Origin of the sequence: Kitasatospora sp. NPDC048239 (assembly GCF_043202015.1) — a bacterium.
In the GTDB taxonomy this organism is placed as follows: Bacteria; Actinomycetota; Actinomycetes; order Streptomycetales; family Streptomycetaceae; genus Kitasatospora.
The window spans coordinates 315,469-331,328 of the sequence record NZ_JBICZP010000005.1 but is presented as its reverse complement, the minus strand read 5'-3'; the positions used below and the strand labels follow the sequence as shown (position 1 = coordinate 331,328).

General features: G+C 71.1%; 15 protein-coding genes. 11 read left to right on the top strand and 4 right to left on the bottom strand.

The window, feature by feature from the left end; translation table 11 throughout:
- Positions 1 to 304: 304 nt before the first annotated feature.
- Positions 305 to 1,270, bottom strand: a complete 966-nt coding sequence (locus ACGFZP_RS16075) for a helix-turn-helix domain-containing protein (RefSeq protein WP_392932758.1) — start codon at positions 1,268 to 1,270, stop codon at positions 305 to 307.
- Positions 1,271 to 1,417: 147 nt separating this feature from the next.
- On the opposite strand from ACGFZP_RS16075, the gene ACGFZP_RS16070 reads away from it, so the two are divergent.
- The 6 genes from ACGFZP_RS16070 to ACGFZP_RS16045 all read left to right on the top strand — a co-directional run bounded on the left by ACGFZP_RS16070 (position 1,418) and on the right by ACGFZP_RS16045 (position 6,507).
- Positions 1,418 to 2,533: an NAD(P)-dependent alcohol dehydrogenase gene (locus ACGFZP_RS16070; RefSeq protein ID WP_392932756.1), complete on the top strand. Its 1,116-nt coding sequence runs from the start codon at positions 1,418 to 1,420 to the stop codon at positions 2,531 to 2,533.
- Positions 2,534 to 3,348: 815 nt separating this feature from the next.
- Positions 3,349 to 3,894 carry a hypothetical protein gene (locus ACGFZP_RS16065; protein WP_392932754.1) on the top strand — a complete coding sequence of 182 codons (546 nt, stop codon included), beginning with the start codon at positions 3,349 to 3,351 and terminating at the stop codon, positions 3,892 to 3,894.
- 423 nt (positions 3,895 to 4,317) lie between these two features.
- Complete coding sequence (locus ACGFZP_RS16060) at positions 4,318 to 4,824, top strand: hypothetical protein (RefSeq protein WP_392932752.1); 507 nt, start codon at positions 4,318 to 4,320, stop codon at positions 4,822 to 4,824.
- A 27-nt stretch (positions 4,825 to 4,851) separates the two neighbouring features.
- On the top strand, positions 4,852 to 5,094 hold the full coding sequence (locus ACGFZP_RS16055; RefSeq protein ID WP_392932750.1) for a hypothetical protein: 243 nt from the start codon (positions 4,852 to 4,854) through the stop codon (positions 5,092 to 5,094).
- Positions 5,095 to 5,187: 93 nt separating this feature from the next.
- Positions 5,188 to 5,877, top strand: a complete 690-nt coding sequence (locus ACGFZP_RS16050) for a DUF6294 family protein (protein ID WP_392932747.1) — start codon at positions 5,188 to 5,190, stop codon at positions 5,875 to 5,877.
- Positions 5,878 to 6,363: 486 nt separating this feature from the next.
- Positions 6,364 to 6,507, top strand: coding sequence for a hypothetical protein (locus ACGFZP_RS16045; RefSeq protein ID WP_392932745.1), 144 nt, complete (start codon positions 6,364 to 6,366; stop codon positions 6,505 to 6,507).
- A gap of 187 nt (positions 6,508 to 6,694) precedes the next feature.
- Here ACGFZP_RS16045 and ACGFZP_RS16040 read toward each other — a convergent pair whose 3' ends face one another.
- The 3 genes from ACGFZP_RS16040 to ACGFZP_RS16030 form a co-directional block, all read right to left on the bottom strand.
- The gene (locus ACGFZP_RS16040) at positions 6,695 to 7,195 is read right to left on the bottom strand and encodes a DUF6114 domain-containing protein (protein ID WP_392933482.1); all 501 of its coding nucleotides are present in this window, start codon (positions 7,193 to 7,195) and stop codon (positions 6,695 to 6,697) included.
- Positions 7,192 to 7,848 (bottom strand): DUF6230 family protein, encoded by a 657-nt coding sequence (locus ACGFZP_RS16035; RefSeq protein WP_392932743.1) that lies wholly within the window; start codon positions 7,846 to 7,848, stop codon positions 7,192 to 7,194. The genes ACGFZP_RS16040 and ACGFZP_RS16035 overlap by 4 nt, the downstream gene beginning before the upstream one ends.
- Before the next feature lie 138 nt (positions 7,849 to 7,986).
- Positions 7,987 to 8,760, bottom strand: a complete 774-nt coding sequence (locus tag ACGFZP_RS16030; RefSeq protein ID WP_392932740.1) for a TetR/AcrR family transcriptional regulator — start codon at positions 8,758 to 8,760, stop codon at positions 7,987 to 7,989.
- Between the two features lie 384 nt (positions 8,761 to 9,144).
- Here ACGFZP_RS16030 and ACGFZP_RS16025 point away from each other — a divergent pair, with 384 nt between their 5' ends.
- The 5 genes from ACGFZP_RS16025 to ACGFZP_RS16005 all read left to right on the top strand — a co-directional run bounded on the left by ACGFZP_RS16025 (position 9,145) and on the right by ACGFZP_RS16005 (position 15,818).
- The gene (locus ACGFZP_RS16025) at positions 9,145 to 9,813 is read left to right on the top strand and encodes a Tat pathway signal sequence domain protein (RefSeq protein WP_392932738.1); all 669 of its coding nucleotides are present in this window, start codon (positions 9,145 to 9,147) and stop codon (positions 9,811 to 9,813) included.
- A gap of 195 nt (positions 9,814 to 10,008) precedes the next feature.
- Positions 10,009 to 10,878 carry an AAA family ATPase gene (locus ACGFZP_RS16020; RefSeq protein WP_392932736.1) on the top strand — a complete coding sequence of 290 codons (870 nt, stop codon included), beginning with the start codon at positions 10,009 to 10,011 and terminating at the stop codon, positions 10,876 to 10,878.
- Complete coding sequence (locus tag ACGFZP_RS16015) at positions 10,875 to 12,335, top strand: VWA domain-containing protein (protein ID WP_392932733.1); 1,461 nt, start codon at positions 10,875 to 10,877, stop codon at positions 12,333 to 12,335. The genes ACGFZP_RS16020 and ACGFZP_RS16015 overlap by 4 nt, the downstream gene beginning before the upstream one ends.
- A gap of 478 nt (positions 12,336 to 12,813) precedes the next feature.
- Positions 12,814 to 12,996 (top strand): thiazolylpeptide-type bacteriocin, encoded by a 183-nt coding sequence (locus tag ACGFZP_RS16010; protein WP_392932732.1) that lies wholly within the window; start codon positions 12,814 to 12,816, stop codon positions 12,994 to 12,996.
- Positions 12,997 to 13,196: 200 nt separating this feature from the next.
- Positions 13,197 to 15,818 carry a lantibiotic dehydratase gene (locus ACGFZP_RS16005; protein ID WP_392932729.1) on the top strand — a complete coding sequence of 874 codons (2,622 nt, stop codon included), beginning with the start codon at positions 13,197 to 13,199 and terminating at the stop codon, positions 15,816 to 15,818.
- Positions 15,819 to 15,860 lie beyond the last annotated feature (42 nt).

Sequence of the window (15,860 nt, the reverse complement as noted above, 5' to 3'; positions counted from 1 at the left end):
AACTGGCACGACGGATATCGCGACTCACCCCGTAACAGCGGGCCCCCGCGACCGGAACCCGTGCTATTCGCCCACTCACCGGGCTGGTCCGGAGCCTATCCGGGGCCGCCGGAGGGATGCAACGAATGCGGCCCCCTATGCCTGGCGGCACCGGCCGAATCCCTGTTGGACCTCGGGCAATCGGATGCATTGGCCGACGTCCAACCATGTATTGGCTCCCGTCCAACCTACCGTTGGCGCTGCGCCGACCGGCGGATTCGGCCGCGTGACGGAGGGGACCCCCCTACCGGCCTGCTGTCGACCCCTATCGCGCCGAGCCCGGTGCGGACGGCCCGCTCTGCGGGGAGTGGTCCACCAGGGATTCGACCGCCGCGACCGCCGGGTCGCCCGGCCCGCCCGGGTCGCCCGGCCCGCTCGACCCGGCGGTCGCGGCGGTCGCCGCCCAGCTCGCCAGCAGCCGCAGCGACTCGGCCGAGGTCGAACCCGGCTCCGCGTGGTACGTCACCAGGACCTGGTCGAGGTCGCCCGCCGGGCGCAGCGTCTCGTACTGCAGGGTCAGCCGGCCGACCACCGGGTGGTGCAGCTCCTTGGTGCCGTGCCCCTTGTCCCGGATGTCGTGGGCGGCCCAGAGCCTCCTGAAGTCCTCGCTCTTCAGGGAGAGTTCGCCGATCAGCGAGGCCAGCCGAGGGTCGTCCGGATCGCGTCCGGCGTCCAGCCGCAGGATGCCGACCACGTCGGTGGCCTTGCCTTCCCAGTCGGTGTACAGCTCGTGCGCCGCCGGGTCGAGGAAGACGTGCCAGGCCATGTTGCGCTGCTCGGCCGGCATCGCGGAGAAGTCGCCGCCCAGCGCGTTGCCGAGCCGGTTCCAGCCGATGATGTCCAGCCGCCGCCCGAGCACGTACGCGGGCACGCCCTCCATCGCGTCGAGCAGCTGCTGGAGGGCGGGCCGGACCCGCTGCGGGCGGGCGGCGGCGCGGGCCGGGCGGCGCCGGGTGGGCTTGGTGATCCGGTCGAGGTGCTCGCGCTCGGCGGGGGTGAGCCGCAGGACCCGGGAGATCGCGTCCAGGACGGCGGCCGAGACGCTCTCGCCGTGGCCCTGTTCGAGGCGGGTGTAGTACGCCGTGCTGACTCCGGCCAGCATGGCGAGCTCCTCGCGGCGCAGTCCGGGCACCCGGCGGCGGCCGCCGTGGTCGGGCAGGCCCACGTCCTCGGGCCGCAGTCGGGCGCGACGGGAACGGAGGAACTCGCTGAGTTCGGTGCGCTGGTCCATCCCAGCAGTATGCGGGCGGTCGCCCGGGCGAGGGTGATACCACCGGTGGTACGCACGGCGGACGTACGCGGGCGCCTGGTACGGACGTGCTGCGTACGTTGATCCCTGGTCTGGTTGGCCCGTCCCGACGGGCGCAGCCTTGGGCACATGACGAACACGACCACCACGAACAGCACGATCCCTGCGAGCACGACGAGCACGACCGATGCGGCGGGCACGACCGGGGCGAGGACCGTCGCCGCGTACGCGGCCCCCGTGCCGAAGGCCCCGCTGGAGCGGACCGTCATCACCCGCCGGGCACTGCGCGAGCACGACATCCTGATCGACGTCCGGTACGCGGGCATCTGCCACTCCGACATCCACCAGGTCGACGAGGACTGGGGCGACGGCATCTTCCCGATGGTGCCCGGCCACGAGATCGCCGGCGTGGTCTCCGAGGTCGGCCCGGGCGTGACCCGCTGGGCGGTGGGCGACCGGGTCGGGGTCGGCTGCTTCGTCGACTCCTGCCGCGAGTGCGACAACTGCCGGGCCGGACTGCAGAACTACTGCACCGGAATGGTGTTCACCTACAACGGCGTCGGCCGCGACGGCGCGCCCACCCACGGCGGCTACTCGGCACAGCTGGTGGTGGACGAGGGGTACGCGCTGCGCATCCCCGACACGCTGGCGCTGGACGTCGCGGCGCCGCTGCTCTGCGCCGGGATCACCATGTACTCGCCGCTCTCCCACTGGGAGGCCGGTCCGGGCCGGAAGATCGCGATCGTCGGCCTCGGCGGGCTCGGCCACATGGGCGTGAAGATCGCCCGCGCCATGGGCGCCGAGGTCACCGTGCTCAGCCAGTCGCTGCGCAAGCGGGAGGACGGCCTGCGGCTGGGCGGGCACCACTACCGCGCCACCTCCGACCCGGCCACCTTCACCGAACTGGCCGGCACCTTCGACCTGATCGTCAACACCGTCTCCGCCGATCTCGACCTGAGCGCCTACCTCGGCCTGCTGCGGACCGGCGGGACGATGGTCCAGGTCGGCGCCCCGTCGAAGCCGGTCTCGGTGAACGCGCACGCGCTGCTCACCGGCCGCAGGTCGCTGGCCGGTTCGATGATCGGCGGGCTGCCGGAGACCCAGGAGATGCTGGACTTCTGTGCGGCTCACGGGATCGGTGCCGAGGTCGAGCTGATCAGCGCCGACCGGATCAACGAGGCGTACAAGCGAGTACTGGACGGCGACGTGCGCTACCGCTTCGTGATCGACGCCTCCACGATCTGACGCCCTGCGGCGCCAGCCCTCGGACGTCCGCCACGACGCCCCGGCCCCGGTGCTCTCCCATGGCAGGACTACCGGATTCCGGCGTCCAGCTTGTCCAGGAGGTCCGGCAAACGTCCGGGCCAGAGGGGTGTGCTCCAGCCGGCAAGTCGGAGTCCGCGACAAATGCGTGACACAGCCGGACGCTCGGACCTCTCCCGTCAAGGTCACCCCGTATAGAGGCGACAGCCCTTCCTATTACAGGAGGGGCTGTTCGTCGTCTCGCGCTCTGACATTGTCGTGTGGAGCCATCAGACCATCCCTGACGCAAGCAGGGGCGACGATGAGCTAGTGATCATGAAGGCGCTTCGCGCCTGCTTAGTGGATCTACACGGCCTCAGGGGCGGCTTTGCAGATGGGGCGCGAGAGCCGGCAAGGGGTCGAATCCAGGATGAGCACCCCGCGCCCCAAGTAGAGCCTAACGTTGCCCGTTCAGAGCTCAGCCCGTCGGGATGCGCCGCGCCCGCCTGCAGTGCAGCCTCAAAGGTATGGGAAGCGTCATCGTCCTCCTGGAGCTGGATCCCTCCGCCGAGGTGATCGAGCCAGCCGAGGCTGACCTCAGTGCTCGGGTGCGGTGGGTACACGCAGCCGGCGCTGATCTTGATGTTCCCGAGGATCCGTTAGCTCGAACGCTCTGCGGGCTGGACACAGGTGGGATGGCGCATGAGCCCTACCGTCCAGCAGCGCCTGGTGAGCCCTGGTACCCGCCTGAGCTCTACGACCGGCGGTGTCGGGAGTGCGAAGCGGTACTCAGGAGCCTGTGAGTAGAAGGAAGAACCATGACCAGCAAGTGTGGACGGCTTGTTCTCAGCGTGGCGAGCGGGGCACTTGGCCTCGGGCTTGCTGCCTGTGGTTCTGGCGGGCACGAGGTAGGTGCCACCAACACTGGTCAGTCCGCCCAGGCCTCACTACTTCCCACTGCGACGGTGACCGTGACGGCCACGCCCACGCTGCCCAGCCAGACCGTGACGGCCTCGCCAGGTGCCACCGAGTTCAACCCACCCAAGGATGATGTCCAGCTTGTTGGCTGCGTGCTCACCGATGACCCGTATCACTCCGGATCGCACAGTGGGAAGTTCGTCGGGGTGGCGGATCTTAAGATCACCAACCACTCAAGCAAGGTGTCTGACTACATCATTGAAGTGGAGTTTGTGAACACCCAGGGAGACAGGCTCGATACTGGCGCGAGCATTGTTAGCAAGCTTGCTCCTGGTCAGAGCGTTAACAACGCGGACGAGGATGCCCACGGGCTCAAGGCGATTCCGGCCGACACCAAGTTGACGTGTCGGATTCTGGATGTGACTCGGGTTGCGAGTACGCAGTGAGATCGCAATGAAGGGGCTCAGCCTAACAGGGCAGCTGTAGTTCGTGATCTGAGCGATGCTGGTCAGCGCGGAGGTGGGTGTCGGGTGGGTGTCTGCGGGGATGACAGTGGCCACCGCGATCATGACGAGGCGTGTTGACAGAGAGGGCGAAGTGCGGCCGCCGCACGGAAGTCAGCCAGAAACCGTTCCCCTGAACATCCGGTGCGGACACCGCCCCGCGCCCGAGTTCGGCGTCAAGATGCAGACCGTAGACTGCGGATATACGGTCGTGTGGTAAGGCGCTTAGACCAGGTCTCTGGACACGGCAGTTTCGACAGCCACTACAGCCCGGCAGGCACCGTGGCGGCGCCAGGAGCACGCTCACACCTCCCTCTTACTGCCCTATGGATCGGCGTGCTCAGTCGAATAGGGAAGCGGATGGTCATGGCAGGTCCTACCTTCAACAGCCCACTTTGCCGCATCTCGTGGACCGACGTCGTTCACGGCACTCAGCATTCGACGTTTGGCTTGGACGAAGAGGTCGAGCTGCGCTTCGGCCTCAATCTGGACCAGAGCTTCTGGTCATCGTTCCAGACCTCGGAGTTCTTCGTGCAGTTCTGCGTCTACCGGTTCGGCGCACTGACCAAGCAGTTCGACCACGACGGCGACACACGGCAGCAGATGCCCGGCGCCCCTGCAACCCAGATATGGCTCGGCCTCGCCCTGGGACGGGCCGGACAAACACTCTTTGCGGGTTCTGGGCTGATGCAATTTCGTCCACAGATTTACTTCCTGCGACAAAGCGCCGCCGGCAGCATAAATACTGAGTTCGCAGTGGCCCCACACGACCACACATTCATGGTTGATTCGCTCAGCCCGGTCGGCGGTGGCACCAATGCAGAGTCTCTGGTAGGCGGAGTCGGCATCCCGGATGGCACCCCGATATCTTGAAATGACAGCAGGACACCAGGAGGAGACATGAGCCTGACCATGCTGGTGCAGAACATGGACGACTGGTGCGGAACACCCGCGCCCGGTCGGCCGCCCCGCCCGCCCTGGTTGCGCGACATCCTCACTGCGGTGGTGTTGGCTGAGATTTCGGCCAACATGAGCGGTGCTGACGAGGGCCGCTCCCTATACCTCGCCGCCGCTCGCCTCTACGAGACCGCAGCCGAGAAAGTGGCTCTCAACCCGCAGCCACTGCCCCCGCTGAAGGAGTAAACCTCCTGACAGGCGCATCGAGACGTGGCCGGTCGTCGGCGCCGCCAGCCGCGAACCATTAGCGGAGTCTGCTATTAGCCGAGAGGAATCGCTATGGCCGAGAATAGGTTTGATTCCGGCGAGGCACTGGCGGCAGCGCTGGCCGACGGGAAGCTTCGGTCCGATCACCAGTACACCGGCATGGTCAAGGCGTCGGACAAGGACAAATACGTCGCGTTTGCCCCGGGCTCCTGCGACAGTGGATGGATAGACGTTCCCGCCGAGGTCATCGGGAAGGTCGAAGTAATCGATCAAGTGCCCTGCCGCGAGCACAGTCATCCGCTTGTTCGCATACAATTCAAACTCGATGAGTCGAATCCCCTGCATATGATGGCCAGCCAGCTGATCGCATCTGCCAACTCGCGGCTCTCCGCCATTCAGCCTGGTCATCTAGCCACGGCTAGCAGGTCGGCAACCTCGGGCCAACACGACCTGCCTTCGGCGGATTTTTATTGGGAAGCGCCGAGTGATTTGGGCGGATGCGGCCTAGCCGGCGCCCACTTGACTCTCAGGAGCGACGGCAGTGCGTCATGGCGAGGCGTTGTCAACTCAATCTACCACAACGATTCTTATTGTGTAACACTGTCATTCCTTAACAGTGGCGGTCGCGAGCTATTCGCCTGGCCAAGATTCTGCTCACAAACGTTGTGGCAAGGCCTACAGGTATGGACAAATGACAACCTCACTTTCCCGCAACAATTCTTCGAATCGATTGCGATTGTCAACAGGCGTGACCATTGTTGAGAGGAGCGACGGTCCTGGAGGCGTTCGTTGTTGATCACGGAGTGAAGTCTCAGAGGACGTTCGTGTTGTTGACATGCTGGTTTATGCTGTTTTGTTGTGCGTCCGAAAATGCTATGAATGGGCCTTCTGGGAGGAAGGTTGTGACTGCCTGAGCAGGCACCGTCACGGTTTTATCCCCTCTCGCCCAGGAAGCTCCTGTCCGGTTCGAAAATGCGATGGATATCGTTTTCGTCTCGCCCGGGGCTTCGCCCCCGCGGCGTTGGGCGGTTGCGCACCAGAAGACCGGTGTCTCACCCTTAACCCTGCAACTGCGGGAAGAGCTCACGGCAGGGGAGGCCTACGAGGACGGCGGCTATGTCCTGGTTGACGAGCTGAGCCGTCCCTTCAAGACCGACAAGCTCCGCCGTGAGGCCCACCGTCTGATGCAGCAGGCCCGGCGTACGTAAGGTCCGCCTCTGCGACGCCCGCCATGCCGTCCTCTCGTGGATGGCCAACAACGGCGTCCCTGACCCCGTCGTCTCCGCCTGGGCCGGTCACGCTGACCTGTCCTTCACCAAGCGGGTCTATGTCCATCCTGACCCGCAGAGTCTTCAGGCCGGCTCGGACAAGCTGGGCCAGCTGCTGGGCTAAGCAAGATCACCAAGGTTCGTGACAAATTGTGACACGCCCAGCAAATGAAGCGGATGCGCATCTCGTTGATTGCAATGAACTCGGCTCCCCTGGAAGCCATTTGAGCGAAGAGAATCGGTCACGGCGCCCCGCCTCCGGTGCTCTCCCATCACCGGGGGCGGGGCGCCGCTTTCGTGGCCCGGCCCGTTCACGCCCTGGCCGGGCCCGCCTTGGTCCGGGCTGCGCGGCCGCGCAGCCGTCGGCGGCGCGGGGGCTGGTCGGGCAGCCACCCGAAGGTGAGGCAGCTGCCGAGGACGCCGAGGATCATCCCGAGCAGAAAACCGCCCAGGTTGGAGGTGACCCAGCTGCCCAGCGAGCCCAGCACGGCGAGGATCGAGTAGAACAGCCGCTGGGCGGGGTTGAAGAGGATCAGCACCCCGCAGATCGTCATCACGGCCGGTACCAGGTAGCCGGCCAGCCCCTGCATCCCGATGTGCAGGACGACGGGCAGCGGCGCCCGCAGGGTGAAGAGGATCTCCGCGCCGCCCAGCAGCACCAACAGGCCTCCCCAGAAGGGGCGTCGGCCGCGCCAGCCGCGCCAGCGGCCGAGAACAGTCGGGCCGGCGGTCGGCTCGGCGGCGGGTGGCGCCGCCTCGCCCCCGGCCACCGGGGCGGCCTCCGCGTCGGGTACGGGATCGGCCACCGTCAGCAGCCCTCGCTGCTGAAGCTCAGCCGCAGGTTGGGCAGTTTGAACGTCCCCGCGGTGGTGGCGTAGTTGTGCTGCCGCAGGTTGCGGACGACGACGGTGTCGGCCTGCTGCCCGAACACCCCGGGCAGGCCCTGGACGCCGGCCTTGGTGTAGGTGCTGGCGTCGCCGCCGATCTCGATGTTGGTGAAGGAGGCGTCACCGGTGAAGACGTCGGAGTCGGTGGTGAGGTCGGTGGCGGTCACCGGGGTGCCCGCGTCACCGGCCCTGATCAGCAGGTTGATGCCGCCGAGGTCGACGCTCTGGCAGAGCTTGGTCAGCGAGGCCTGCTTGATGGCGGAGACGGCGACGAGGACCTGCCCGCCGGTGTCCCCCTCGTTCGGGCTGCCCTCGATCATGTGGTCGAGGCTGCCGAACTGCTCGAAGCCGACGCCGTCGAGGCTGTCGGCGGTGACGGTGAACGGCATTCCCGAGATCGCGAACTGGGCGCCTATGACGCCCTGTGCGGTGAGGGTCATCAGGACGGCGCCGGCGGCGAGGGCCGGGACGGCCATCAGCGCGGTGCGCCGCAACCTGACCCGCCCTCGGGCGTGGGCGGGCGAGGCGGGCGAAACGTCGCCCTCGGACGTGGGGGCTGCGTCATCGGACGTGGCCATAGGTGCTCCCTCGGGTGGTGGGGACGGGCACGTACTGGCACGTTGTCCTGGCGCGGACAGCGTCCTGCGGCCCGACCGGTGCGACCGCCCCTCGGCAGCGGGGCGGGCCGGTCGGACCACAGGTGGATATTCAGGAAGCTACTGCCCGGTATCCGACGGGTCAATACGGGTGCACGAAGGATCATCATCCGCACCCGGCACGCCCGTTGGGGCCGGTGGCGGCAGCCGTCGGGCGGCCTCCGCCGGGCCGAGGAACGGCGCCAGGCAGAACAGGCTCAGCACCGGGAGCAGATCGGGCAGTTCGGCCGTCCGCCGACCGTCGACGCAGCGATAGAGGGTGGCGTAGACGCCGCCGACCACCGAGTCCACCAGTGCCTGCGCCGCCACCCCGCCGGGCGGATCGGGCACCTCGGCGAAGAACGCCCGGAAGCGGGTGAGCAGTTGCTCCCGTTCGCGGCGCCCGGCCGGCCCGACCGCCTCGATCTCGATCACCGCCATGGTGGCGAAGGCCGGGACGACGGCCAGCAGGTCGAGCATCGAGCGCAGCGCTTCGCGGATGCCGGTGCACCAGTCCGGTGCGGCGGCGAAGGCCGCCGCCATCCGGCGGATCACCACGCCGGTGCCGTGCCGGTGGGCGGCCAGAAAGGCATCCTCCTTGCCGCTGAACAGCTCGTAGAAGACCGGCCTGGTAACGCCAGCCGCCCGGCAGATGTCGCTCACCGTGGCGTGCTGGTATCCGTGTTCGGCCACCGTGTGCACCAACCCGTCGAGCAGGCGCTCCCGTTGGGTGGCGGCGACCACGTCGGGCGGCAGCCGGCTCGGGCCGCGCTTGATCGAGCGGGCCGGGTCGCGGCCGGTTCTCGCGCCGGGCAGCAGCAGCGCCTCGGCGCTCTGGACGGGGTTCGGATCCATCGCCAACTCCTGTGCACTGTATTGACATTGAGGCAAGGGCTGGTTTACAACACTCGCAGGTTTCCAATCCGGTGGCATCGGCCCCCCGGAAACCTCCACGCGTTCCGGCTGTCCAGTATGGCGAACGCATGCCCGACGGTGGCAGCCGTCGACGTGCACCCCACTGCACCTCACCGCACTCCCCGCGCCCTTTGCACCTACTGCACCCGGCGCACAGCAGCACTTACCGCACCCCGTTTGCCGCCGTACGGGCGGGCCCGTGGCGCCGGGCCCGCCGAGTCGCGTACGCCTCGTTCGACACCCGTCACCCGCCCGGCCGGCCGATGCCGCGGGCCCGGTCCACGGGACCCCCACCCGGCTCCCCACGGAGAGAGGCACCCCCTCATGCGCATCCGCCGCACCCTCGGCACCGCGGCCCTCGCCGCCCTTGCCCTGGCCACCGCCGCCGTCACCCCCGCCCAGGCCGCCGCCCCCGCCGTCCTCACCTACGGCGGCCCCGGCGGGACCGCCGCCGCCGTCGGCGACGTGCTGACCGCCGACCTCGTCCCGGGCAGCTACGCCGCCTTCTACTCCAGCGCGACCGGGACGAGCGGCATCAAGTGCGCCGTCTCCTCCTTCTCCGCCACCGTCACCTCGAACCCGGCCGCGCCGGGCGTCGCCGTCGAGCAGCTCAACAGCCACACCTTCGGCTCCTGCACCGCCAACGTCATCGGTGTGACGAGCGTGCAGAGCGTCACCGTCAACAACCTGCCGTTCACCAACGCCGTCAGCGACAGCGCGGGCAGCCCGGTGACGCTCAGCCCGACCGCCGGGCCGCTGCAGACCACGGTCGTGCTGAAGACCATCCTCGGCACCATCACCTGCGTCTACCGCGCACCCGGGAGCATCTCCGGCACCACCAGCAACACCGCCCAGACCATCGGCTTCGCCTCCCAGGTGTTCAACAAGTACTCCGGCCCGAGCACCTGCTTCGCCGCCGGGTACTTCACCGCCACCTACGGGCCCGTGCTGGACACCTCCGTGGCGGGCAACCCGCACATCTACGTCAACTGACCGGACCGCCCGGTCCTGGTTCGGGCGCACGCCCCCGGCACCCCCGGCGGGCGTGCGCCCTGCCGCGCGCGAACGCCCCGGGCCGAGCACCGCCTCGGACGCCCTGGCCCCCAGCCACCCCGACCCCCCGGGACGGCGATGTGACTCGCCGGTAGGGTGCTGCGGACGGACACCGCGACGGGGAGTTGAGGGCTGATGGGCGACGGGACGGGATTCTTCGAGTCGGTCGAGGACGCGACGGCGAAGCTGGCCGAGGCGGGGTACCTGGCGTCCACGGCGGTGGCCACCACCGTGTTCCTGGCCGACCGGCTGGGCAAGCCGCTGCTGGTCGAGGGCCCGGCCGGCGTCGGCAAGACCGAACTGGCCAAGGCGGTGACCGCGATCGGCGCCGCCCGGCTGGTGCGGCTGCAGTGCTACGAGGGCATCGACGAGGCCCGCGCGCTCTACGAGTGGAACCACGCCAAGCAGCTGCTGCGGATCACCGCCGGCCGGGACGAGGACTGGGACCAGGCCCGCACCGACATCTTCGGCGAGGAGTTCCTGCTCACCCGCCCGCTGCTGACCGCGATCCGCGGCGACGAGCCGACCGTGCTGCTGATCGACGAGATCGACAAGGCCGACGTCGAGATGGAGGCCCTGCTGCTGGAGGTGCTCAGCGACTTCCAGGTCACCGTCCCGGAGCTGGGCACCATCACCGCGAGCCGCCGCCCCTTCGTCCTGCTCACCTCCAACGCCACCCGCGAGCTGTCCGAGGCGCTGCGCCGGCGCTGCCTGTTCCTCCACCTGGACTACCCCGACGCCGAGCTGGAGCAGCGGATCGTCCGCCTCAAGGTGCCCAGCTTGGACGCCACCCTGGCCGAGTCGCTCGTCCGGGTGGTCGGCGCGCTGCGGGCGATGGAACTGCGCAAGGCACCGTCGGTCGCGGAGACCATCGACTGGGCCCGCACCCTGCTCGCACTCGGCGCCGACACCCTGGACGAGGCGGTGGTGCGGGCCAGCCTCGGGGTGATCCTCAAGCACCAGGACGACGTCCTCAAGGCCGCCCAGAAGCTCACCCCGGCATGAGCCCGGCCCCCACCGAGGGAACGACGGACGGCACTGAGGGAGCGACGGGCGGCACTCCCGCCCGGCTGACCGGCTTCGTCCGGGCGCTGCGCGGGCACGGCCTGCGGATCGGGCCGGCCGAGACCGTCGACGCGGCGGCGGTGCTCGACGTGCTCGGGCTGGCCGACCGCGAGCAGATGCGTGCGGGGCTCGGCGCGGCGCTGTTGCGCGGGGAGGGGCAGCGCGCGGTGTTCGACGCCGCCTTCGACCTGTTCTTCCCGCTCGGCGTCGGCGACCCGGAGTCCGCCCGGGTCGACCCGGCGCCGGGCGGGCCGCGCCAGGACGCGCCGGAGCAGGGCGCCTCGCCCCGCGATGCGCGCGAGGACCTGCGCGAGCGGATCGCCGCCGCCCTCGCCGCCGACGACCGGGCCGCGCTGGCCCGGCTGGCCGGCGAGGCGGTGGCGGCCTTCGGCCGGTACGGCTCCGGCTCCACGCCGACCTCGGACGGCTGGTCCGCCCACCAGACCCTGGGCCGCCTCGCGCCCGAGACCCTGCTCGCCCGCGTCCTGGCGGCGCTGCGCGAGGGGGCCGCCCCGGACTTCACCGACCGCCTCGCCGCCGACGAGATCCGCCGCCGGATCCAGCTCTTCCGCACGATGGTCGGCACCGAGGCCCGCCGCCGGGTGGCCGAGCTGCGCGGCACCGAGCGGATCGCCGAACGGGCCATCGCCCCCAGCCCCGACCGGATCGACTTCCTCGCCGCGGGCCGTGACCAGCTCGCCGAACTTCGCCGCACCGTCCACCCGTTGGCCCGCAAGCTGGCCACCCGGCTGGCTGCGCGCCGCCGCCGGGCCGCCCGCGGCCAGATCGACCTGCGGCGCACCCTGCGCCGCTCGCTGTCCACCGGCGGTGTACCGCTGAGGCCCGCGTACCGGCGGCGCCGGCCCGCCCGGCCGGAGATCGTGCTGCTGTGCGACGTCTCCGGATCGGTGGCCGGTTTCGCCGACTTCACCATGCTGCTGGTCCGGGCGATGAGCGACCAGTTCAGCAAGGTCCGGGTGTTCGCCTTCGTCAACCGCACCGCCGAGGTGACCGACCTGGTCACGAAGGACGGCGCGGACCCGGCCCGGCTGGCCCGGTCCATCCTCACCGGCGCCAAGGTGATGGGCTACCACGGCAACAGCGACTACGGCTCGGCGCTGGGCGAGTTCGCCGAGCGGCACCTCGACGCGCTCGGCCCGCGGACCAGCCTGCTGATCCTCGGCGACGCCCGCAACAACCACCGGGACCCGAACCTGCGGGCGCTGCGCGCGATCGCCGGCCGGGCCCGCCGGGTGTACTGGCTCAACCCGGAGGCGCCCGCGCTGTGGCGCACCGGCGACTCCGCCGCGGCCGCCTACGCGGAGGTGGTGGAGATGCACTCCTGCCGCAACGCCCGCCGGCTGGGCGAGTTGATCACCCGACTGCTGCCCGTCTGACCGCGGCCCGGACCGGACGGCGGTCGGGCGCGGCGGCTTGCGATCCGCTTGCCGACTGACTGATTACCTATCGCCCGGAGCCGTCCGGGTGATACGCCCTACCCTGCCGACGCAACCGCGACGCAGGCCCCGGACGGCTCAACCGTCCCGTCCCGCAACGCCCTTGGGAGCCACCCCGCGCCGGTACGTGACCTGGGGGCATACCGAGCCCAAGGCCGACGGCGGCGGGTTCCCGGCGCGGCGGGAGCCCCGGCCGTCCGCCCTCCGGGGCCGTGGCAACGGCGCTGCGGGGCGCTGCGGAGGCAACCGGCCAATCTGTCGAGCCGCTCTGCCGGGGCTCCAACCGGCCGCCCTAGACTCGCCGACAGGCCGCCGGGAACCCCGGTCCGAGCCACTTCCACCGGACTACCGGCATGCCCCGACCCATCCATCCCGTCAGGCGCATCTCGGCCTCGACTGCCTACCAAGGGAGTACACCATGTCCGACATCACCGCAGACCAGGGCTTCGACCTGCAGGACCTGGACCTCAGCGAGCTCACCGTCACCGCGCTGCGCGACACCGCCGCGCTGCCCGAGAACGGCGCCTCCTGGGGCTCCTGCTCCTGCCAGGCCTCGTCCTCCTGTGCCCAGCAGAACATCATCGCGGACGTCCAGATCTGACGTACCGTCACAGCAGGTGGTCATCAGGGCGCTTGACCGGGCGCAGTCCTCGCCCCCGAGGGACCTGACCCCGATCGGCTGACCGCCACGGCGTCGCGCGACGGCGCGGCGCCGCACGCCCTCCAGGCACAGCGCGTCCCCGCACGGCCGGTCCCCACCGCGGGACCGGCCGTGCTCCACTGCCCGACGGGAGCCCCGCCATGCCGCACCCCGCCCAGCCGGCCGCCCCGGTGCGCGTCCCGCCGGCCCGGACCGCCCCGTACGCGCTGGTCCGCACCACCGCGCTCCCGCTGCCCGCCCAGTCGGCCTCCGCCGCCGCGCTCCGCGCCCTGCTGGACCGGCTCACCGCCGTCGAGGCCGAGGACGCCGCTCTGCGGCCCGCCCTGGGCGACGACCTCTTCGCCAGCCGCGCCGCGCACACCGAGGAGTTCCACCGCCAGGTCGTGCTGCCGCTGCGCCGCGCCCTGTACAACGGGCGCCGACCGGGCGCCGCCCTGCTGAAGCGGCTCGGCGACCTCCCCGCCCGGGTGCCCCGCCTCGCCGAGTGGCTCGCCCTGCAGGAGCGCCGCACCGGCCTGCTCGACGAGCTGGCCGGTGCCACCCCGCCGGCCCTGGCCGCCGAACGCGCCGCGCTCGCCGAGCTCTGCCGCTCACCCGACTTCACCCGCGCCATCGCACTCACCAGCGCCGACCTGCTGCGCGCCGTGGCCACCGCGGGCCGGGGCGAGGGCGGGCGCCGGGCGCGCAAGGAGGAGCCCGCCGTGCTGCGGCACGCCCTGCGGGCCAGCACCAAGACCAGTCCGCTCTCCTGGTTCACCACCGTCGGCTGGGCTGCCGAGACCACGGCCGCCGCCACCGCCGAGCGCCCCGGACCCGACCGTCCGGCGCTGCGCCCGGTGGTCAGGGAGAACCGGACGCTGGTCGGGGCGCTCACCGAGGCCCTGTTGGCCGAGCCGCGCCGGCGCCGGGCGCTGCCCCACCGGATGACCAGTACCGCCCGGGTCGCCGACGGCCGCGCCCACTACGCCCGCAGCCAGGTCCTGTTCGCCGGCGGCCGGCACCTCGTCGTCCGCGAGGAGAAGGTCGAACTGCCCGCCCGTGCGGCGCTGGACGTGCTCGCCGGCCTCACCGCCGACCCCGCACCCTGTGCCCTGCTCGCCGACCGGCTCGCCGCCGCGCTCGGCCGCCCGCCCGGCGATCCCTCCGCCACCGGATTCGTCGACCGGCTGACCGAGGCCGGGCTGCTGGTGCCCGCCGACCCCGTCCACCCGCAGGACCAGGCCCCGCTCCGACGGCTCGCCGACTGGCTCCGCCAGTGGCCCGAGGACGCCGACCTCGCCGACCGGATCGAGCAACTCGCCGACGAAACCGCAGGGTTCGCCGCCACCACGGCCGACCGGCGCCCGGCCCTGCTCACCGCCCTCGGCGCCGGCTGGCACCGGCTCCTCGCCGACAGCGGCCGGCCCGTCCCGGCCGACGCCGCCCCGCTCACCGTGCTCAGCGAGGACGTCGTCGCCCCCGCACCGCTGCCCGCCCACCCCCTCCTGGACCAGGCCGACCACACCGCGCTCGGCGAACTCACCGCGCTCGCCGAGCTGTTCGACCTCGGGCACCTGATGCGCCGGGCCGCCCGCGACCGCTTCGTCGCCCGCTACGGCCCCGGCGGGAGCTGCCCCCACCCCTGGGAGTTCGGCGCCGAGCTGGCCGCCGCCTGGGAGGACGCCGGCCGACCCGCCGACCCCGCCCGCAGCGCCGGCGAACGGGAGGAACTCACATCCCTCCGGAAGGAGTTCACCGCCACCGGCCCGGCCGCGGACGGCCCCGAGATCATCCTGCCCGCCGACCTGGTCCGCGACCTGGCCGCCCGGCTGCCCGACTGGACGGCCGCCCGCCCGCTCAGCTACTCCTACTTCGTCCAGCGCGACCGCGCCGACGGACTGCTCTGCGTCAACCACGTCTACGGCGGCTGGGGCAGGTTCACCAGCCGCTTCCTGGACGCCGTCGACCCCGGCGCCGCCGACGCCGTCACCCGGCAGATCCGGCACGGCCTGGGCGAGGGTGCCCGGGCCGCCCAGATCCGGCCCGTCGGCGGCTTCAACGCCAACCTCCACCCGCTGCTGCTCGCCGACGAGATCGGCCCCGACCGGCGCTGGACCTCCATCGCCGAGCACGACCTCGACCTCGTCCACGACCCGGTCGGCGACCAGCTGCGGCTGCGGCTGCGCGCCACCGGCGAACTCCTCGACGTCCTCTATCTCGGCTTCCTCGCGCCGGTGATGCTGCCCCAGCGAATCGGCCCGCTGCTCGCCGACCACCCGGGCGGCGTGGTCGACTTCCGCCCGCTGCTGCCCCGCCGGACCATGCCGGCCCCGGGCGGCGAGGTCGTCCGCACCCCGCGACTGCGCCACCGCCACCTGGTCCTCGCCCGCCGCCGATGGCACCTGCCGGCTCCCGTCCTCGACGCCCTGCGCGCCGAGCTGGCCGCCGACCAGGAAGTCCCCGTCGCGACCGCCGCCCGCTGGCGCGCCGTGCTCGACCTGCCCGACCGGCTCTTCCTTCACCCCGTGCCCGGCGCGCCCGCCGGACGCCCGGTCGAGGACTTCCTCGCCCGGCTGAACGCCCCCAAGCCGCAGGCCCTCGACCTCGGCAACGCCCTCCACCTGCGCTGCCTCGCCAAATGGCTGACCCGCCACCCGGGCGGCGCCGTCCTGGAGGAGGCCCTGCCCGCCCCCGGCGGCCACGACCGCCCGCGCCACGCCGTCGAACTCGTCGTCGAGACCTACCGCCCGGCCCGGCCGCCGCGCTCCGGCCCGCACCCGTGACCGACCGCGCCGGCCCCACCACCAGCCCACGCCCACGCCCGA